Here is a 21698-nt window from a genome sequence, read left to right as displayed (position 1 = left end):
ATGAGAATAAATGTAGAAGATACACTATTTTGTTTAGTAGATGTACAAGAAAAGCTATTTCCTCACGTAACGAATAATGAAGAGATTAAAAAAAAATTAATTACTTTAATTAAGGGTTTAAAAGTATTAGAAGTTCCTTTTATAGTAAATGAACAGTACAAAAAAGGAATAGGTGAGACAATACCTTCTTTAAAAGAGTTAGTAGTTGATTATCCTCATTTTGAAAAAACAACATTTTCTTGTTGTAAAAATGAACCAACAATGGAAGCTATTAAAAACAGTGGAAAGAAAAATGTAATTGTTGCAGGAATTGAAACACATGTATGTGTATTACAAACTTGTATTGATTTATTAGAAGCGGGACTTCAACCAATACTAGTTACTGATTGTGTAACTTCAAGAAAACAAAATGATACTGATGTAGCAATTCAAAGATTAATTCAAGCAGGTGTTATTCCAACTACATATGAATCAATTTTATTTGAATTAACACTAAATGCTAAAAATCCAGTATTTAAAGAAATATCTAAATTAGTTAAGTAAAAGCTATTTATTAATATTAAAAGAATTAATTTGTTATGGTATAATAATTGTATTTTAAACTTATAATATAAGGGTAAACAATGAAAAAATCCATTATCAAATTGATTCTTTTGATGTGCACTATCAGTTTTCTAAATGCAGAAAATTCAAAATACTTTGACATAGATGAGTATATTAAGTTCACTAATCAAGAACAAATAACAACAGACTTTATAAAACAAATACAAAAAGATGCCCTCAAAATAAAACAACAAAATAAAAAAGTAAAGATAGTTTTAGTATATCCGGGTAAACAATTAACTGATTATTGGATGAAAAGTAAAGTCTCTTTTGAAAAAAGACTTGATGAATTAGGTATAGATTATGAATTAGTTCTTCACTTTACTAAACCTCATGTGGAAACTAGGGTTCAATCTAAACTACTCTTAAAGGCTATAAAAGATAATACTGATTATTTAGTATTTGTATTAGATGCAAGTAAACATGCTAAATTTATTGAGCGAATTATAAGTCGTGAAAAACCAAAACTAATTTTACAAAACATAACAACACCCCTTAGAAAATGGCAGAAAAGTCAACCTTTTTTATATGTAGGTTTTGATCATATGATAGGCAGTCAAATGCTAGCTGATTATTATATCAAAAAGACAAAAGGTGTTGGTAAGTATGCTGTTTTATATACAGCAAATGGTTATGTAAGTTATATGAGAGGAACAAAGTTTATTGATTATGTTTCTAAGAACTCAGATTTAAAAGTAGTTCATGAATACTTTACAAATACAAGTAAAGAAAAAGCTAAACTTGCAACACTTGATTTGCTAAAACAAGATGATGATATTAAGTTTATATATGCGTGTTCTACTGATATTGCATTAGGTGTAATAGAAGCACTTAAACAAAAAGATTTAGTAGGAAAAATATTAGTAAATGGATGGGGTGGAGGAAGTAGTGAACTTCAAGCTATTCAAGATGGATATATGGACATTACAGTTATGAGAATGAATGATGATAATGGCGTAGCAATGGCAGAGGCAATAAAACTTGATTTAGAAGGTGACAAGCAAAAAGTACCTACAATTTTTTCAGGAGATTTTGCCCTTGTAGAAAAGGGAATTGCAAAAGAGAAATTAGAAGAGCTTGAACAAAGAGCTTTTAGGTATACACAAGATAATGCAAAATAAAAAGCTTTCCTTATCTATAATTAATAGTTTATTACTATTACTATTTTTTATTATATTAACTACTGCTGTACTTTTTTCAAGTTATATGAATACACAAAAAGTAGTGGATAAAAATATTAGTGATTACTTTAATCAAACCTATAATATCACAAAGTTAATTATTGAAAATGAACAAAAAAATTTACAAGAGATAGTTTCAAGTGTAACGAATGAGTTTAAAAGTATTTCCCATTTAGAAAATCAAGATGAGGTTATATATAAACTTGAAACCTTATCTTATGTGGACACAGTAGATTTACTTTTTTTCAAGATGGATGGAATATTTTATGATTATAGTACATCTTTATTTGACTCAAAGTTAATAATTGAAAAAATCAAACAAATGGACTCATCAATAAACAATAGAATTATTAGAGTAAAGATTGAAAATAAAGATATTATTCTAATGATAAGTAAAGATAGTATTATTGATGAATTAACAGGGAGAGTTAAAGCTAAAGTTTATGGGGCAAAAGTTTTAAATGATAACTTTAGTTTTTTAGAGAATATAAAAACAAGAGCAAAACTTCTTGATATATATGTATATTTTGATAAAGGATTAATTGCTTCTACGAATAATCAAAAAAACATTGATTTAAGTAAGTTTACAAAAAAAGATATATTTGTAAAGCAAGATAAAATATATTCTAGTATTCCTTATGAGATATATGATACTGATAAATTAGAAATTATATATGAAAAGAAAAATAGTACTTTTGAAGTTCTAAAAGACAATTTTATCCAACAAGCTTTTTTATTAGTATTTTTTGTTATTTTTTGTTTTATTCTTTTATATTATCTATCTAATAAATTTATTATCAAACCTTTTAGCCAACTTGTTGATTATGCAAATAAAGTTAAAGACCAAAAAGATATAGAGTATAAAAATACAAATGTTTTAGAGTTTGATAGTTTTGCGTATGAATTAAACGACATTATTTCTGAACTAAGGGATGTAAAAGAGCAATATTCTAGGGCAATTGATGGAGTTCAAGATGGTTTATGGGATGTGGATTTAAAAAATAAAAAAGTATTTTATTCTCCACGCTTTAAAACTATGTTAGATTATGATTTAGATGATGACATAGCTTATAATAGTTTTTGGCAAAGAAGTATTCATAAAAAAGATTATAAAAAGACACTAAGTGAACTAAAAGAACATATAAATCAAAAGTCTGATTTATTTGAAACAGAGTATAGATTTAAATGTAAAAACAATACATATAAATGGATAAAAATTAGAGGAAAACTATTTTATGATTCAGATGATAAGGCAAGTAGGTTTATTGGTTTTCATACAGATATAAATGATTTAGTTTTATTAGAAAAACAAAATCAAGAAAAAGAAAGAATGTTATATCAACAATCAAAATTAGCCTCTATGGGTGAAATGATTGGAAATATTGCTCACCAATGGAGACAGCCTCTAACAATCATGAGTGTAATATCTTCTTCTATGAGTATGCAAATACAATTAGATAAATTAAACAAAGAAAAAGCACAAGTAAATTTAGAAAAGCTTTTAAATAATATCAATTATTTATCATCAATAATAGATAAATTTAGAAACTTTTTCAATCCAAATAATGAAGTAGAAGAGTTTTATATAGATGAACTTATAAAAGAGAATTTGGTTATATTTGAGTCTTCATATAAATCTAGTAATATACAGTTGGTTTTAGATTTAAAAAGTATAAAAGTTTTGGGTTTCAAATTTGAACTCATGCAGGTTGTTATAAATATTATTAACAATGCAAAAGATGCTTTGATATCTAAAATGTCATTAAGAGACACAAATAAATTTATAATTATAAAATCATCTGTAGTTGATGATAATCTAGTATTAATAGTTACTGATAATGCAGGGGGTATACCTAGTGAAATCTCTGAGAAAATATATGAACCATATTTTACTACAAAACATCAAAGTCAAGGTACAGGACTTGGTCTTTATATGTCAAATGAAATCATTAAAAAACATTTTAATGGTAGTTTATCAAATAAAACCGTAGAGTATGAATATGAAGGAAATAAATATAAAGGTGAAGAGTTTAAAATACAAATACCACTTTTATGTGATTAAAATTTTTACTAATAAAAAAGAGAATAGCTTGGAATCTTATTCCAGCTATTCTCTTTTTACTTTAAAGTATTTAGGTTATACGTCCATAGTTCCAGCTGGAACGTGAACATTTCCATCCATAATAATTCTAGCACTTCTACTCATAGAAGCTTTTTGAACTGTAAGTTTATCACCATCTTTAGTAATTGTAGCACCAACTTTAATAGCACCACTTGGATGACCAAATGTTACAGTATCTTTTTCTCCACCACCAGCAGCTAAATTAACTAAAGTTCCTGGAATAGAACCTGCAACACCAATAGCAACAGAAGCTGTTCCCATCATAGCATGGTGTAATTGTTGCATAGATAAGGCTCTTACATGTAAGTCCATCTCACTTGCTTTTACTTCTTTACCAGAAGATGTAATAAAGTCTTGAGCAGGAGATACAAATGCAATTTTTGGAGTGTGTTGTTGAGTTAATGCATCACTTGCATCTTTCATAACACCCATTTTTAAAGCACCTGCAATTCTGATTTTTTCAAACTTTTCTAAAGCTGCTGTATCAGAATTAATATCACCTTGAAGCTCAGTTCCTTTATATCCGATTTCATCAGCATTTACAAATACTGTTGGAATTCCTGCTGTAATCATAGTAGCTTTAAGTGTACCAATACCTTCAACTTCTAAGTCATCTACTAAGTTTCCAGTAGGGAATAACTCTTCACTTGGGTCAACTGGCTCAACAAACTCTAGTACAATCTCTTCAGCAGGGAAAGCAACACCATCAATTTCATAGTCACCCATTTCTTTAACCATTCCATCTTCCATTGTTACATAACAAAGAATAGTTTTTTTGATATTTGCTTGCCAAATTCTTACACAACATACACCATTTTGGGGTACATTATCAACTAAACCTTCTTTAATAGCAAAAGGACCAACTGCTGAACTTAAGTTACCACAGTTTCCACTCATATCAACAAAATCTTTGTCAATAGCAACTTGACAGAAGTAGTAATCTACATCATGATTTGGAACATCAGATTTCCCAACTAAGATAGCTTTTGAAGTAGATGAAGAAGCTCCACCCATTCCATCCATTTGTTTTTTATAAATATCAGGAGAACCTACAATTCTTTGTAATAGTTTGTCTCTTTTTCTTCCATCTTCTTGAGCTTCTTTTGGAAGGTCTGCAATATTAAAGAAAGTACCTTTTGAAGTACCACCTCTCATATATGTTGCTTTTACTTTAAATTGTGGTTTGTAAGCCATAATAATATTCTCCTTTTAAAATGTCCCATTTAAAAAGGGACCTATTATTTTATGATTTCTTTTTATCGTGAAAAATTAATTTTCACTAAAAGAAACAAAACTCTAAAGAAACTGACGAGTCAGTTTTATTTGTTCCTATTAGAAAAAATATTTATTAAAAAAATCTTTGATTTCTTTAACAAATATTTTAAGGGCAAAAGCCCCTAAAATATTAAGATTTATTACTTAGTTTCAGCAACAACATCTTTAGCGAATTTTTGTAAAATACCACCATTTTTGTAAACTTCAACTTCAGCAGAAGTATCTAATCTACATAATACTGAGAATTTAACAACTTCACCATTTGCTCTTGTCATAACAACATCTAAGTCACATCTAGGAGTGATTTCACCTTCGATATCAAAAGTCTCAGAACCATCAATAGCGTAAGTATGTCTAGTATCACCTTCTTTGAATTGTAATGGTAATACACCCATTCCAACTAAGTTAGTTCTGTGAATTCTCTCAATTGATTCAGCAATAAGAACTTCAACACCTGCAAGTCTAACACCTTTTGCAGCCCAGTCTCTAGAACTTCCTTGACCATAGTTAGTACCAGCAACGATAATTAATGGTTGTTTTCTATTGTTATACTCTTCAATAGCTTCCCACATTCTAGACTCAGTACCCTCTGGCATGATTTTAGTTAGTGAACCTTGTTTAACATTTCCATTTTCATCTTTAACCATTTCGTTAAATAATTTTGGATTTGCTAATGTTGCTCTTGAAGCTGTATTATGATCCCCTCTATGTGTAGCATAAGAGTTAAGGTCAGGAATTGGAAGACCTTTAGAAATACAATATTCACCAGAAGCAGAATCAGGTAAGATAGCATTTGATGGAGATAAGTGATCAGTAGTGATATTATCAGGGAATACACCTAATGGTCTTAAACCTTTTAATGCTGGCATTTGCATATATTCATCTTCCCAGTATGGAGGCTTATTAATATATGTAGAGTTAGTATTCCATTTGTAGAATGGATCTACTTTAACACTTGATAATCCATCTCTTGCGAACATTGGATCATAAATATCATTATACATTTCAGGTCTAACACACTCTTTTTCAACAGCATCAATTTCTTCATCAGATGGCCATAAGTCAGCTAATTTAATGTCATTACCATTTGCATCTTTACCTAAAGAGTCATTTTCAATATCAAATCTTACAGTACCAGCTAATGCATATGCAATAACTAATGCAGGAGATGCTAAGAATGCTTCTTTTACGTATGGGTGAATTCTTCCATCAAAGTTTCTGTTTCCAGATAATACAGCAGTAGAATAAATATCTCTATCTATAACTTCTTGTTGGATTTTTTCATCTAATGCACCTGACATACCATTACAAGTAGTACAAGCAAAACCAACTACACCAAATCCTAGTTTTTCCATTTCAGGTAATAATCCAGCATCTTTTAAGTAAACTTCAATTACTTTTGAACCTGGTGCTAATGAAGACTTAACCCATGGTTTTCTTTGTAGTCCAAGCTCGTTTGCTTTTTTAGCTAAAAGTCCAGCAGCAATTACGTTTCTAGGATTTGAAGTATTTGTACATGAAGTAATAGCAGCAATTAAGATACCACCATCAGGAATTAAATCACCTTCTTGAGTCCACTCTTTTACAATACCTTCTTCTTTTAAAGTTGAAGTTGGAACTAATTTATGAGGTTTAGAAGGACCTGCTAATGATCTAGTTACTTTTGATAAGTCAAATTGAATAGTTCTAGCATATGTAGCACCTTCAAATTGATCAGCCCATAAACCATTTGCTTTAGCATAAGCTTCTACTAATTCAACTTGTTTTGCTTCTCTACCTGTTACTTTTAAGTAAGAAATAGTTTGCTCATCAATAGCGAACATACCAGCAGATGCACCATATTCAGGAGTCATATTTGCAATAGTAGCTCTATCGCCTAAGTTAAGGTATTTAATACCTTCACCGAAGAACTCTAAGTAAGCAGAAATAACATTGTTTTCTCTTAAGAATGAAGTCATAGAAAGTGCAATATCAGTTGCAGTAATTCCAGGTGCTCTCTCACCCACAATCTCAACACCAATAATTTCAGGAACTCTCATATAAGAAGGGTTACCTAACATTACATTTTCTGCTTCTAATCCACCAACACCAACAGCAATAACACCAAGTGCATCAACGTGAGGAGTATGTGAGTCAGTACCAACTAATGTATCTGGACTTGCAACACCATCATCTAAGTGAACAACTGGAGACATTTTCTCTAAGTTGATTTGGTGCATAATACCGTTTCCTGGAGGAATAACATCAACGTTGTTAAATGCTTCTTTAGTCCAGTTAATAAAGTGGAATCTATCTGCATTTCTTCTATCTTCTATATCTCTATTTTTTTGGAAAGCATCTGGATCATATCCACCACACTCTACAGCTAATGAGTGGTCAACGATTAATTGTGTTGGAACAACAGGGTTAACTTTATCAGGGTTACCACCTTTAGAAGCTACTGCTTCTCTTAATCCTGCTAAATCAACAAATGCAGTTAATCCTAAGATATCGTGACAAATAACTCTTGATGGGAACCAAGGGAAATCTTTATCAGTTCTTTTTTCAATTAATTGTACTAATGAGTCTTTTAAGTCTGCACTAGGACACTTTCTAATTAAGTTTTCAGCTAAAACTCTTGAAGTATAGTTAAGTTTTTCAAATGAACCAGGAGTAATGTCTTCTACTGCTGCTTTAACATCATAGTACTTAACACCATCTACACCATCAAGGTTTTTAAGATATTTTTCGTTTGTCATTATTTATATCCATTCTTAAATTTTTTATGAACTTTAGTTCAATTTATGTTTCCAAACAGTGCTAAATTTTTTATTGTAATTTATCCACTGTATGTGGCACTTGTGTTGTAATAGCCTCTATAAAGAGGCTATTTTAATTTTTTTATGTAAGTTTTTTATGTTTCTTGTGCTTTTTTAAAAAAAGAAGAAAGAATTAAGCTCTATCTTCTAATGCTACGAAATCTCTAGGCTCAGGTCCAGTATACTCTGAACTTGGTCTGATAATTCTGTTATTCGCTCTTTGTTCAAATGCGTGAGCAGCCCATCCAGCAGCTCTTGACATAATGAATAATGGCGTATAGTATAATCTTTCTATTTGCATATAGTGGTAAATTAATCCACCGAAGAAGTCGATATTATCAGGTAAACCTTTTTCAGCTTTAACCTTATCTCTTACTGCTTTTGCAATATCAAATAATTTAGGGTCAGAAGTTTCTAATTCTTTTAACTCTTTAGCTAATTCGAATCCGATAGGAGATCTTGGATCTACTTCTCTATATACTCTGTGCCCGAATCCCATAATTTTTTCTTTTTTAGCGAATAATTCATCTACAGATTTTAATGCGTGATCAACATCATCAAATCCTAATACGAATTTAATTGCTACTTCATTAGCTCCACCATGTAAGTGACCTTTTAATGTACCAATACCAGTAGTCATACAAGAGTAGATGTCTGATAATGTAGAAGCAGTAATTCTGTTTGCAAATGTAGATGCATTGAATTCATGCTCTGCATATAAAGTTAACATTGCGTTCATTGCTTTAACTTCAACATCAAAAGGTTTTTTCTCTTTTAATCTTTCAACAATGAAACCAGCCATAGTTTGCTCTTCTGAAGCTAATTCAATCTCTTTACCATTTACATGCCAGTGGTGCCAGTAAACTAAGAACGATGGAAATGCTCCAAGTAACATAGTGATTTTATCCATTTGATCAGAAAAATCTTCAGCTTCTGGGAATACACATCCGTAAGCTGCAGTTGCAGTTTTCATGATATCCATTGGGTGAGAAGAAGCTGGTAATGCTCTTAATACCTCTTTTACTGCAGCTGGAAGTTGTCTAGCTTCAATAATTTTATTTTGGAATGCTTTTAATTCTTTTTTAGTTGGTAATTCACCATTTAATAATAAAAATGCAACCTCTTCGAAGTCTGCTTTTAATGCTAAATCTGCGATATCATAACCTCTATAGTTAAGACCATTACCTAATCCACATGTACAAATTGATGATTGACCTGCTGTAACACCTGCTAAACCACTCATTTCTCTCTCCTTAAACTTTGTGTTTTAATTAAAATTTTATATTCGTGCTTTTTTTGTTTTACAAGGCGAAGCTAATTACTTAGCTTTACCTTTTGAAAATAGTGCGTCCATTTTTTGCTCATAATCATGGTAACCTAACATATCGTAAAGCTCCATTCTTGTTTGCATAGTATCTAATACACCTTCTTGAGTTCCTTTGTCTTTTAACTCTTGGTATACGTTTAATGCAGCTTTGTTCATTGCTCTGAATGCTGATAATGGGTAAAGAACCATGTCAATACCAACTTCTGCTAATTCTTCAGTTGTGAACATTGGAGTTGCACCAAATTCAGTAATGTTTGCTAATACTGGAACATCCATTTTATCAGTAAACTCTTTGTACTCTTTTAATGTATGGATTGCTTCAGCGAAAATTGCATCTGCTCCAGCTTCAACGTAAGCTAATGCTCTGTCGATTGCAGCTTGTTGCCCTTCAGAAGCGTGTGCATCAGTTCTAGCGATGATATAGAAATCTGGGTCTAATTGCATTTTTGCATCAACCGCAGCTCTAATTCTGTCACACATTTCTTCAGTAGAAACTAACTCTTTATTAGGTCTGTGTCCACATCTTTTTGCAGCAACTTGATCTTCAATGTGAAGTCCAGCTGCACCAGATCTGATAAATTCTTTAACAGTTCTAGCAACGTTGAATGCGTGTCCCCAACCAGTATCAGCATCTACGATAACAGGAGTATCACAAATAGAAGTAATTCTTCTAATGTCAATACATACGTCCTCAATCATAGTCATACCTAAATCTGGTAAACCGTAAGATGCATTTGCAATTCCTCCACCTGAAAGGTAAATTGCCTTATGTCCTACTTTTGTAGCTTGTAATGCTTGGTATGCATTAATTGTTCCTACGATTTGTAAAGGAGACTCTTCCTTAAGTGCTTCTCTAAATTTTTTTCCTGCGCTCATACACATCCTTTAATTTGAATTGAGTATTATTATACATGATTTAGACATATGCACAGTGTATGATTTTTGTAAGAGAAAACACAACTTTTTTTAAAATATATATTAAATGTACAATATTTGTTCTTATGCTTTAAAATGGTACAATATTAGATAAAGTTAATTCTAAGGAATGTAAATGAATTATAAAAACTCAATAGATAAGTTTATAGAGATATTCAAAAGATCAAATTTAAGTATATCTAAGTTTGCATCTTTAATCAATAAGGATAGAAGGACTGTTACATCGTGGATTGATAATTTAACAGAAGTTGAACCAAGTAATGATGTAAAAGAGAAAATTTGTCAGATTTTTAGGTACCCAGATTATATATGGGAGGATGGTTGTGTTGATGAGGAGTTTTTAAAATCAATAACACAAATACCTCAAAAAGAAGTTAGAATAATAGATGAAGACTATTATGGTAGGTTAAAATATATCATGGAAGTTGAAAAAAATAGAAGATTTGTTATTCAAGCACAGTTTCCAGGACCTATGTATAGAGATACTGCTGTACAAGAAGTGTACAGAACAAAAACATCAAAAGATATTGAAGAGTTAAAACAAAGAAGAATTGAGCAGATGCTAAGATATGATTATGATACTACTGAATGGTATTCAATTAAGTCTGTTTTATCATTTTGTTTTGCAAGTATTGGAAACTTCTATACAAAAGAAGAAAAAATCAAAATATTAGAACTTATATATGAGTTATTTAACAATAACTATAATAAAAAGCTTTTCTTATTTGATAGTTTTTCAAGAAAAATTTATGGAATGGAAACAACATATATATCTATAAATGTAAAGCAAAAGATACTTTTCTTTAAATCACCAATTGAATCTGTATTTATAGAAATCAGAAATAAGAACTTAGTTGAAAGAATGCACAAGTATTATAGCTCACCCATAGAAGCTCCTTCTCATGTGAACTTTTTGGAATCTGTAAAAATTATAAAGATATTACAAGAAGCTTTAAAATATAACAATGATATAAAACAAGCATATGAGACTATAAATAGAACTACAGATTATGGAGAGCTTTTCTATCATAATCTAAGTTTAGACTTACAAAAAGAAGTAAGTGATCCAAAATCAGGGCAAAGAAGGAATTAAATTGATTGATTATTCTTTATATGTAAATGAGTTTTTAATACTAGCTGCTGCTTTATTTATAGCATTGCTATCACCTGGTCCTGATTTTGCGATGATTTTAAAACAAAGTGTTAGTTATGGAAAAAGAGCATCTATTGTTTCAAGTATTGGAATAGGACTTGGTGTTTCTGTTCATGTAGTTTATACTTTATTAGGTATAGGGCTTATTATTTCAAAATCAATTGTTTTATTTAATATTGTGAAGTATTTAGGTGCTGCTTATTTAATTTATCTTGGGATTATGAGTTTAAGATCAAAAGGTATGAACTTACAAGATGATAGTTCAAAACAAAAAGAGAATATAAGTGATTTTAAATCCTTTAGTATGGGGTTTTTATGCAATGCTTTAAATCCTAAAGCAACACTATTTTTCTTATCAATGTTTACAGTAGTTATAAGCATAGATACACCTATGTATATACAAGCTATATATGGAATATTTTGTATGATTGCAAGTATTATTTGGTTTGTGTTTCTTTCACTATTTTTAAGTCATAAAAAAGTAAGAACTTTCTTTAATTCCTTTGGAGTATGGTTTGATAGAATTGTTGGTGTGGTATTGATAGGTTTAGGTATAAAAGTAGCCTTAAGTAAATAAAGGAAAAAAATGAATAGTAGAGATAAGTTATTAAAAGTAGCCTTTGAAGAGATTTTTCAAAATGGATATCATGCAACATCTGTAGATAAAATACTTAAAAAAGCTTCAATGAATAAAGGAAGTATGTATCACTTTTTCAAATCAAAAAAAGAGCTGATTCTAGCAATAATTGAAGTTCATGTTGATGAATATATTCAAAAAAAATATGGAGTTATTTTAGAAAGTGAAGAGAATATGATAGAAGCCATCATGTCTGTACTAAGAAACAAACCTTTATATAATTTCATTTATGGATGTAGATTAAATAATCTTGTACATGAATTATCAAATCAAGATGAAGACTTTAAAAAAGCCTTAGAAAAATCATACTTTAAATTTGAAGCAATCTTCCAAGCAGCACTAGATAGAGCTGTGGAAAATGGTGAGATAAAAAAAGATACTGATACAAAAGCTGTGGGAATGTTCATCTTAGCCACAATTCAAGGTGGCTTAACAACTGCCAAAAAATCATCTGATTCTAAATACTATGATATATGTATAGAACAATTGCATAATTATCTTAATCTTTTAAAAGTTAAGTAATGAATAGTAAATATGAAGTACTAAAAGATATATTTGGACATGAAAGTTTTAGGTCATTTCAAGAAGATGTTGTTGATACTATTATAGGTGGGCAAGATGTTTTAACTATTTTGCCAACAGGTGGTGGAAAATCACTTTGTTATCAACTTCCAACTTTACTTATGCAAGGAGTTACAATTGTAATCTCTCCTTTGATTGCTCTTATGCAAGACCAAGTAAAAGCTCTTAATGATTTAAATATAAGTGCTGAGATGATTAGTTCTCTTCAAAGTAGTGATGAAAACAGTTTTACTTTACAAAAGCTTTTGCAAGGGGAGTTAAAGTTTTTATATGTAGCTCCTGAGAGATTTACTTCAAATGAGTTTGTAGGTGTTCTTCAAAGAATAAATATAAACTACTTCGTAATAGATGAAGCTCACTGTGTATCTGCTTGGGGACATGAGTTTAGAGCTGAGTATAGAAATCTTGATAGATTAAAACAGTTTTTTCCTGATACTTCTATATGTGCATTTACTGCAACTGCTACAAAAAAAGTAGAAGCTGATATAGCAAATAGTCTAAGACTAAATAATCCAAAACATTTTAGAGCAAAAACAAAAAGAGATAATCTTGATATAAAAGTAGAACCAAGAGTTTCAAATGGAAAAAGACAAATATTAAATTTCCTAAAAACTCATAGGGGAATGTGTGGAATAATCTATACTTTTACTAGAAAAGAGGCTGAGGGTATTGCTAAGTTTTTATGTGATGAAAACTATAAAGCAGCAGCTTATCATGCAGGACTTAGTGTAGATGTGAAAAATAGAGTTTTTGAAGATTTTGTATATGAAAGAGTTGATATAGTTGTTGCTACTATTGCTTTTGGTATGGGAATTGATAAATCAAATATTAGATTTGTAGTACATACTTCTATGCCTAAAACTTTGGAAAATTACTATCAAGAAATAGGTCGTGCAGGAAGAGATGGCGATATGTCTTATGTATATTTACTTTATTCAAAGGCTGATGAGGTAAAAAGAAAAATACAAATCGAAGAAGCTATTGATGATGGGTATAAATCTACATCTTTAGAAAAATTAGAGTTTATGTATAGATATTGTGTTTCAAATAATTGTAGGCATAAAATCATAGCTTCATATTTTGAAGATGAAATACCTAGTTGTGAAACTTTATGTGATAACTGTACAAAAGGCGAGGTTGAACAAGTTGATGTAAGTGTGGATGCTCAAAAACTACTCTCAGCTATTTTTAGATGTGAACAAAGATTTGGAATAAATCACATAGTTGATGTTTTAAGAGGTTCAAAAAATCAAAAGCTTTTAGAGTTTGGTCATGATAAGTTAAGTGTTTATAATATTGGATCACAAAAAAGTAAAAATGAATGGATAGCTATTTGTGATAAGCTTATAGACATACAAGCTTTAGAATTAGGTGAGTTTAGAGCTTTGAAAATTTCAGATTTGGGTATGAAAATACTAAAAGGAAAAGAGAAACTTTTCATAGATAGTGATAAGCTTGGACTTTTAGTAAAACAAGAAGAGGAAGACTTAGAACTAAGCTTTGATGATAAGGTTTTTGAGGAGTTTAAAACTCTGCGAAGAGAAATAGCAAATGAAAATGAAGTTCCTGCTTATGTGATTTTTGGGGATAAAACTTTAAAAGAGTTAAGTCAAAAACTTCCTATCACAAAAGAAGAGTTCCTTGAAATAAATGGAGTTGGAAAAGTAAGATTTGAAAAGTATGGAAATGCTTTTTTAGAAGCTTGTCAAAAAATAAAAGAAGAAAACAAAGAAGAGATAGAAAATAAAGCTCCTTCAAAGAAGTTAACAAAGACTTATTTGGAAACTTTGGAGTTAATTGAAAATGAAAAAACACTAGAAGAAATAGCACAAATTCGTGATTTAGGGATTAGTTCGATATTAAGCCATTTATCACTATTATACGAACATAAAAAGCTTTCACAAAACAAAAAACAAGAGTTATTAGAGCCTATTAAAATTCCAAGTGAAATAAAACAATGGATAGAGCAAGGTTTGCAGTATGAAAGTTTAAAAGAACTAAGACAATACTTATATTTGTATGAGTATTTTAAGAAGGAAAGTAATTGAAACAGTATTTAGATTTATTGCAACATATTTTAGATAAGGGTGTTAAAAAAGAAGATAGAACAGGTACAGGAACTACTTCTGTATTTGGTTATCAAATGAGATTTGATTTAAGTGAGGGCTTCCCACTTGTAACTACAAAAAAGACATTTTTAAAAGCAATTATTTCTGAGCTTTTATGGTTTATTGAGGGTAGTACTGATGAGAGAAGACTTGCTGAAATTCATTATGGAGATAAAGCTTCTAACTTAATAGGTAAAAAAACAGTATGGACAGCAAATGCAGATGCTCAAGGTAAAGACCTAGGATATGTAAATACTGACACTATTAAAGAGCTTGGACCTGTATATGGTGCTCAATGGAGATCATGGATGGGTACTGATGGAAAAGCTATTGACCAGTTATCTGAACTTATAAATCAAATCAAAACAAACCCTGATTCAAGAAGAATGATTCTATCAGCTTGGAATGTAGGTGAATTAGAAAAAATGGCTTTACCACCATGTCATACTTTTTTCCAGTTTTATGTGGCAGACGGAAAATTATCTTGTCAGTTATACCAAAGAAGTGCAGATGTATTTTTAGGAGTTCCTTTTAATATTGCTTCTTATGCTTTACTTACTATGATGATTGCACAAGTTTGTGATTTAGAAGTAGGGGATTTTGTACATACTTTTGGGGATGCTCATATATACTCTAATCACTATGAACAAGTGAACTTACAGTTAAGTAGAGAGCCTTATGAGAAACCAACTATGAAAATTAATCCAGATGTGAAAAACATAGAAGATTTTAAAATGGAAGATTTTGAACTAGTTGGGTATGAATCTCACGAATCAATAAAAGCTGTAATGGCAGTATAAGGATAAAAGATGAAAATTTCAATGATTGTAGCATATGGTAAAAACTGGGAAATTGGTCTTGATAATCAAATGTTATGGCATATAAGTGAAGATTTTAAAAACTTTAAAGCTATCACATCAGGTCATCATATCTTAATGGGAAGAAAGACTTTTGAAAGTATTGGAAAACCACTTCCAAATAGAACTTCACTTGTTTTAACAAGAGGGGATTTTTCTCATGAGGGTGTTCACACTTTTAACAATGTGCAAGAAGCCTTCGATAAAGCAAGAGAATCAGGTGAAGAAGAGCTGTTTATCATAGGTGGAGCAAATATATATGAATCACTATTTGACTATGTGGATAAGATGTATTTATCTGAGGTGGATTTTGAGGGAGAAGCAGATGCTTATCTTAAAGAAATAGACTTTTCGACATGGGATTTACAAGAACAAAGAGAGTATGAAGCTATAAAAAATGAAAAGGGAGATATTATCTCTCCTGCTTGGAACTTCAAGGTATGGGTAAAAAAAGATTAATCTAAAGCTTGGCATTGTGTCAAGCTTTTTTTATATAGATTTACTTGACTAATTAGTCAAAAAAAGATAGGATTTGTAAAAAATATAAAGGAAAAACATGAAAATAGCAATATTAGATAGAGCAACACTTGGAAATGATGTAGATGTATCTATATTTGAGCAGTTTGGTGAACTAATAGTTTATGATATGACAAGTGAAGAACAAACACAAGATAGAGTAAAAGATGTTGATATTGTTCTTACTAATAAAGTAGTTATAAATAGCTCTCATATGGATGATTCATCTATGAAACTTATTTGTATAACTGCAACTGGTATGAATAATGTAGATTTACAATACGCAAAACAAAAAAACATAGCTGTTAAAAATGTAGCAGGTTATTCAAGTTCCTCTGTTGCTCAAGTTGCTTTTTCTATGATTTTTCATTTTGTTACAAAACTTGATTATTATAAATCATATGTGGATAATGGCAACTGGCAAAAGTCACCAATCTTTACTCATATAGATAAACCTTTTTATGAACTTGATAATAAAAGAGTAGGGGTTATTGGTCTTGGGGATATTGGAAGAAATTTTGCTAAAAAAGCGAAGGCTTTTGATTGTGAAGTAGTTTATTATTCAACTTCTGGAAAAAACTCAAATAGTGAGTATAAAAGAGTTGAGTTAGATGAGCTTTTAAGTACAAGTGATATTATCTCTATTCATTGTCCTTTAAATGAAAATACACAAGATTTACTAAACTATGAAAATATGTCAAAGATGAAAGATAAAGCAATTTTATTAAACCTTGGAAGAGGTGGTATCATAAATGAAAAAGATTTAGCAAAAATTTTAGATGAAAAAGAGATTTATGCAGGAATAGATGTAGTTTCAAAAGAACCAATACTTGAAGATAATCCACTTCTAAAAGTAAAAAATAAACAAAGATTATTACTTACTCCTCATATTGGTTGGGCAAGTATTGAAGCTAGAACTAGACTACTTGAAATGGTGGCTGAAAATATAAGAGAGTTTTTAAAATAAAGAAGATAAATCTTCTTTATTTATAAGCTTCAATATCAATGATTTTATTTGATAGTTTTTTAGCTATTTGAATATCATGTGTTACAAGTAAAACACATAAAGAGTCTCTTTCAACTATTTTTTTTAATAAAAATAGAACTTCTTTTTGTGAAATAGGGTCAAGTCGTGAACTTATTTCATCAGCAAAGATAAAAATAGGATTTAAAAGTAATACTCTAATTATTGATAATCTTTGTAGTTCTCCTCCTGAAATTTCATCTGGCTTTCTTTGTAATAAATCTTCTGATAAATTAAAATCTTTTAAATATTCATCTAACTTTTCTTTACTAATATCATAAAGTTTTAATAAATCATCAAAGCCATCTTTTAAAATCTGTTCAGGTAAAAAAGCACTTGGCGGATCTTGATAAATCTTTTGAAATTGAATCTTTTTATATTTATTGTTTTTTATTATATTCCCGCTTGATGCTTTTATATTTTCTAGGATTATATTTCCAAGAGAACTTTTACCACTTCCACTTTTACCTATAATTGCAACTATTTCTCCTTTGCTTATTTCAAAAGAGAGATTTTTGAAAAGTTGATTTTCTCCAAAGTTTTTAGACAAGTTATCTATTTTTACTATAAGATTATCTTTAGGAATAGTTTTTTCTATTTGCCAAAATCCTGCATCTGAACTTATAAGTTCTTTTGTATACTCTTCTTTTGGATTTTCAAAGATTTCTTTTGTTGTATTGTACTCAATTAATTTCCCATCAAGCATGATTCCAAGAGAACCTTTAATGCTTTTAGCTATTTCTAAATCATGGGTAATTACAAATAAAAGTTTATTCTCTTTTATATGAGTTTGAAGTTTTTGGCAAACTTGGTCACAAAGCTCTTTATCTAAACCTTTTGTTGGTTCATCAACTAAAATTACTTTAGCTTCTTGACAATGTGTTATTGCAATAGTTAATCTTTGGCACATTCCTCCTGAAAGTTCAAAAGGGTATGAATCTTCAAATGCTTCAAGGCTTACATCTTCTAGCTCTTTTTGTACACGTTTTGTACTTTGTTTATCTTGATATACAAAATCTCTTACTTCTTTTACTTGTTCTTTTATTTTCATAGTTGGGTCTAAAGCTCTCCACGGTTCTTGTGGTAGTAAAGCTATTTCTTTTCCCCAAAGTTCTTGTCTTTGTTTTTTATTAAGTTTTAGTAAGTCAATATCATTTAGAAATATCTCACCTTTTACTTTTAGCTCTTTTGGTAATATACCCATCAGGGCATCTATAATAAGAGATTTACCTGAGCCTGATTCTCCTAATAGAACCAAAGGTTTCTTTGTACTTATTTCTAAGTTTATATTGTCAACTAGGATTTTATCTTTTGAGGAAACAGATAAGTTTTTTATGATTATATGCTTAGACATCTTCACTCCTTTTTGACATAAGTTGTAAGCTTAAAACTATTAAAAATATTATTAGTGAAGGAAGTAATACTAAAAAAGGCTCTTCTTCATAATAAGGTAAAACTTCAACTATCATACTTCCAAGTTCAGCTGTAGGAGGTCTAAGCCCTACGCTAATTGCACTAAGTGAGGAAATCGCGATAATAGCAGTACTCATAGAAAAAGTACTAATAGTAAAAACTAAAGGAAGTAGTTTTGGTAAGATAAGTTTTTTTAAAATATAAGAAAAGCTAAATCCTAGTGACTTAGTAGCTTCAACATATGGTTCAACTAAAAGTGATTTAGTTTTGGCTCTACTTACTTTAAAAAACTCTATCCAAAGAGTAAGGGCTAGTCCTAAATATAAAAATAGTAAGTTCCCAGGAGAAAATGCTAGAAAGATAAGTACTAAAAGTAAACCTGGCAGAGCTAATAATACATCACATAAAAAGCCTAAAAGTTTATCTATAATTCCTCCTTTATAAGCAGCTAATATACCTAATATAACTCCTGGAACTAAAGCTGTTATTGTTGTAATAAAAGCTAAGAAAAAAGACAATTGTGTGGCTTGTGCTATTCTGATTAACACATCTCTTCCATATTGGTCTGTTCCTAAAAGATGACTTAGACTAGGACTTGCAAAAGTATTCATTAAATCTTGTTGATCACTTTCATAATTGTAAATCATTTGTGAGACAATTGAAAATGAGGCTAATAGTATTAATATAAACGAGCCTATATATAAGCTTTTTTTACTATTTTGCATAGTTTTTCTCCTTTAGTCTTGGATCTAAAATATAAGACAAAATATCCACTAAAAGATTGATTAATACAAATAGAAGTCCCATAATCAAAACTGTTCCTTGAATCATAGGTATATCTCTTGCTACTATTGCATGAACTAAAGCATGACCTATTCCTGGAAAAGCAAATATAGTTTCAACTACAACTACACCTTCAATTAAGTAAACTGATTGTAAAGCTAGAAAAGATAACAGTGGAATCAAAGCATTTTTTATTCCATGTCTTTTTATAGTTGTGCTTTTTGATAAGCCTTTATATCTTCCATATTTAAAATATGATGAATTTTGTACATCTTTCATTGAATCATTTATCAACCTATTTGATACTGCTGCTAAACCTAAAGCAAGTGTTAAAGATGGAAGTATAAAATTCTTCCAACTATCAAAACCAGCTGGTGGCAGAATATTAAACCAAATACTAAAAACTAAAATAAGAAGCAATCCTAAAACAAAAGGAGGAATAGCTTTAATAATTATAGATACATACATCACAATTATATTTACAAATCTATTTTTAGTAGTAGCTGTATAAATACCTAAAGGTACGGCAATTATCAGTGAAACTATAAAAGTACTAAGTGTTAATAAAAGTGAATAACCCAATTGTATTTTTAGCTCTTTATCAACACTTTCACCACTAACAAGAGAATAACCTAAATCAAGTTTTAAGAAGTTGTAAATAGAAAGAAAGTACTGTTCATATAAGGGTCTATTTAATCCAAGTTCATCTCTTACACTTTGTGCTATTTCTGCTGTTATACCATCAGGTCCATATCTTCCTGCTGCAATTCTCATAGCCATATCCCCTGGTAGTAAATGCATCATTAAAAATCCAATACTACTTGAGATTAAGGCTATTATTACAACTTGGAAGGCTCTTTTTAAAAAGATTTTTTCCAAGTTTTTCCTTTATTTAAATTTTATATCAGTTAAGTTATAAGAAATTTCAAAAGAATCAACTTTTAAATTTTTGATTTTTTTACTTGAAACAACAGTTAAGCTTGACCATGTTACAGGTATAGCTGGTAACTCTTCATTTAGAATTTTACTAATATTCTTTTGTAATGCTAGGTTTTCATTTTCATATAAAGAGTGAAGGTTTTTAAACATCTCTTTATTTTCCCAGTTCATAGAACCCCAGTCATTTCCACCTTTTCCATAAGCTTGTAAAATCACACCTAAAGGATTTGGTATTAAAGTAAAGTTTTTTGAAATAAGTGCAAGTTGTAAAGAGTTGTCTTTATGTCTTCTAACCACTTCAGAGGCATTTGTAACTGAGACTTTTAAATCAATTCCCACTTGTTTTAACTGATTTTGAATAGCAGTTGAAATAATAGGAAGCTCTGGCCAGTTTGGATAAGTGATAAGTTCAAGTTGTAATTTTTTTGAATCTTTATAAACAAAACCATCATCTTTTTCTTGCCAGTTACTTTTTGCAAGAAGTTGTTTTGCTTTTTTAATATTGAAATTTAAAGGTTCAATATCTTTATTGTACCAAGAAGCAAGCTCTGGTGGAAACATCTGTGTTGCTGCTAATGACTCATTTTGTAAAATTGCTTTTGCTATTGCTTTTCTATTTATGGCATAACTTACAGCTTTTCTTACATTTAAGTCTTTAAGTATTTCATCTCCTGCATTTACTTTTAGTTTTCTAGTTCTGAAAATCTTTACTGTTTGAATATCTAAATCTTTTCTTTTTTTAAGAGATTTAAGTGAAATAGGAAGAATTGAAAATGCAATATCTGCATTTCCTGATTTTATCATTAAAGCTCTTGTTTCATTTTTTCCAACTGCATTGTATGTGATTTGTTCTACTTCATTTGTTTTTCCCCACCAAGGAGCAAATCTTTTTGCTTTTATAGATAACGGAGCTGTCATACTTGTGATTTCAAAGGCACCTGTTCCTATGAATTTTGTAACTTTCTTTTTTTCATCAAATGAATTTTTACTTAAAATTAGTGTGCTATAGTGTACAAAATATGCAGGAAGTATATTTACTTTTGAGCTTAGTTTTATTTTTAGCTCATATTTTTCTGAAGCTTCTATTTTTTCAATTGGTAAATATCTTAGAATACTTTTTTTTAAAATAGAGTCTCTATTTAGATTAAAAGCTACAATGTTTGCATCTAATTTTGTGTCATCATGGAACTTAACATCTTCTCTTATTTTAAATGTCCAAGTTAATCCATCTTTTGATGCTTGCCAGTTTGTTGCAAGTGCTGGTTTTAATTCACCTTTTTCATCAATTGTGATTAGGTTTTCACCTATTTGAAGTCTTGAAAAAATATAACCTGCTTTATTTGGTTCTAAACCTTTAATTTCTAGTGGACCAACAATTTTAAGATTATTGGCATTTAGTATAGAAAAAATTGCAAGAAATGCAATTATAAATATTTTTTTCATT

Annotated in this window: 18 protein-coding genes; 10 read left to right on the top strand and 8 right to left on the bottom strand. The window is 29.8% G+C overall.

Annotated elements, in window-relative coordinates; all coding sequences use genetic code 11:
• From NJU99_RS12955 to NJU99_RS12945, 3 genes are all read left to right on the top strand, one after another.
• The gene (locus tag NJU99_RS12955) at positions 1–543 is read left to right on the top strand and encodes a hydrolase (RefSeq protein WP_254576325.1); all 543 of its coding nucleotides are present in this window, start codon (positions 1–3) and stop codon (positions 541–543) included.
• A gap of 80 nt (positions 544–623) precedes the next feature.
• Complete coding sequence (locus NJU99_RS12950; protein WP_254576324.1) at positions 624–1724, top strand: substrate-binding domain-containing protein; 1101 nt, start codon at positions 624–626, stop codon at positions 1722–1724.
• Positions 1725–1809: 85 nt separating this feature from the next.
• Positions 1810–3846: a LuxQ periplasmic sensor domain-containing protein gene (locus tag NJU99_RS12945; RefSeq protein ID WP_254576323.1), complete on the top strand. Its 2037-nt coding sequence runs from the start codon at positions 1810–1812 to the stop codon at positions 3844–3846.
• Positions 3847–3921: 75 nt separating this feature from the next.
• On the opposite strand, the gene prpF is transcribed toward NJU99_RS12945, so the two are convergent.
• The 4 genes from prpF to prpB all read right to left on the bottom strand — a co-directional run bounded on the left by prpF (position 3922) and on the right by prpB (position 10182).
• Positions 3922–5100 (bottom strand): 2-methylaconitate cis-trans isomerase PrpF, encoded by a 1179-nt coding sequence (prpF, locus tag NJU99_RS12940; protein WP_254576322.1) that lies wholly within the window; start codon positions 5098–5100, stop codon positions 3922–3924.
• 221 nt (positions 5101–5321) lie between these two features.
• Positions 5322–7919, bottom strand: coding sequence for a Fe/S-dependent 2-methylisocitrate dehydratase AcnD (gene acnD, locus NJU99_RS12935; RefSeq protein WP_254576321.1), 2598 nt, complete (start codon positions 7917–7919; stop codon positions 5322–5324).
• 193 nt (positions 7920–8112) lie between these two features.
• Positions 8113–9222, bottom strand: a complete 1110-nt coding sequence (locus NJU99_RS12930; protein WP_254576320.1) for a citrate/2-methylcitrate synthase — start codon at positions 9220–9222, stop codon at positions 8113–8115.
• A 75-nt stretch (positions 9223–9297) separates the two neighbouring features.
• Complete coding sequence (gene prpB, locus NJU99_RS12925) at positions 9298–10182, bottom strand: methylisocitrate lyase (protein WP_254576319.1); 885 nt, start codon at positions 10180–10182, stop codon at positions 9298–9300.
• Between the two features lie 175 nt (positions 10183–10357).
• Here prpB and NJU99_RS12920 point away from each other — a divergent pair, with 175 nt between their 5' ends.
• The 7 genes from NJU99_RS12920 (at position 10358) to NJU99_RS12890 (ending at position 17062) form a co-directional block, all read left to right on the top strand.
• Entirely contained in the window at positions 10358–11335 is a 978-nt protein-coding gene (locus NJU99_RS12920; protein ID WP_254576318.1) for a hypothetical protein, read from the top strand.
• Position 11336: 1 nt separating this feature from the next.
• Positions 11337–11972 carry a LysE family translocator gene (locus NJU99_RS12915; RefSeq protein WP_254576317.1) on the top strand — a complete coding sequence of 212 codons (636 nt, stop codon included), beginning with the start codon at positions 11337–11339 and terminating at the stop codon, positions 11970–11972.
• Positions 11973–11981: 9 nt separating this feature from the next.
• A complete protein-coding gene (locus NJU99_RS12910) occupies positions 11982–12554 on the top strand; it encodes a TetR/AcrR family transcriptional regulator (protein ID WP_254576316.1) in 573 nt (190 codons plus the stop codon).
• The gene (recQ, locus tag NJU99_RS12905) at positions 12554–14662 is read left to right on the top strand and encodes a DNA helicase RecQ (RefSeq protein ID WP_254576315.1); all 2109 of its coding nucleotides are present in this window, start codon (positions 12554–12556) and stop codon (positions 14660–14662) included. The genes NJU99_RS12910 and recQ overlap by 1 nt, the downstream gene beginning before the upstream one ends.
• On the top strand, positions 14659–15522 hold the full coding sequence (locus NJU99_RS12900; RefSeq protein ID WP_254576314.1) for a thymidylate synthase: 864 nt from the start codon (positions 14659–14661) through the stop codon (positions 15520–15522). Before recQ ends, NJU99_RS12900 begins: the two co-directional genes overlap by 4 nt.
• Positions 15523–15531: 9 nt before the next feature.
• On the top strand, positions 15532–16038 hold the full coding sequence (locus NJU99_RS12895; RefSeq protein ID WP_254576313.1) for a dihydrofolate reductase: 507 nt from the start codon (positions 15532–15534) through the stop codon (positions 16036–16038).
• Between the two features lie 97 nt (positions 16039–16135).
• A complete protein-coding gene (locus NJU99_RS12890; protein WP_254576312.1) occupies positions 16136–17062 on the top strand; it encodes a D-2-hydroxyacid dehydrogenase in 927 nt (308 codons plus the stop codon).
• A 16-nt stretch (positions 17063–17078) separates the two neighbouring features.
• Here the strand turns inward: NJU99_RS12890 and NJU99_RS12885 are convergent, their stop codons facing one another.
• From NJU99_RS12885 to NJU99_RS12870, 4 genes are read right to left on the bottom strand one after another with little or no spacing between them, the layout of a single operon-like run.
• Positions 17079–18473: an ABC transporter ATP-binding protein gene (locus NJU99_RS12885; protein WP_254576311.1), complete on the bottom strand. Its 1395-nt coding sequence runs from the start codon at positions 18471–18473 to the stop codon at positions 17079–17081.
• Positions 18466–19257, bottom strand: a complete 792-nt coding sequence (locus NJU99_RS12880) for an ABC transporter permease (RefSeq protein ID WP_254576310.1) — start codon at positions 19255–19257, stop codon at positions 18466–18468. The genes NJU99_RS12885 and NJU99_RS12880 overlap by 8 nt, the downstream gene beginning before the upstream one ends.
• Complete coding sequence (locus NJU99_RS12875) at positions 19247–20194, bottom strand: ABC transporter permease (protein WP_254576309.1); 948 nt, start codon at positions 20192–20194, stop codon at positions 19247–19249. Before NJU99_RS12875 ends, NJU99_RS12880 begins: the two co-directional genes overlap by 11 nt.
• A 9-nt stretch (positions 20195–20203) precedes the next feature.
• Positions 20204–21697, bottom strand: a complete 1494-nt coding sequence (locus NJU99_RS12870) for an ABC transporter substrate-binding protein (RefSeq protein ID WP_254576308.1) — start codon at positions 21695–21697, stop codon at positions 20204–20206.
• Between the last annotated feature and the right edge of the window lies 1 nt (position 21698).

It is taken from the genome of Arcobacter roscoffensis, assembly GCF_024267655.1.
In the GTDB taxonomy this organism is placed as follows: Bacteria; Campylobacterota; Campylobacteria; order Campylobacterales; family Arcobacteraceae; genus Arcobacter_B; species Arcobacter_B roscoffensis.
Note: the sequence above shows the minus strand (reverse complement) of the source record. Positions and strands in the feature narration are given on the sequence as shown.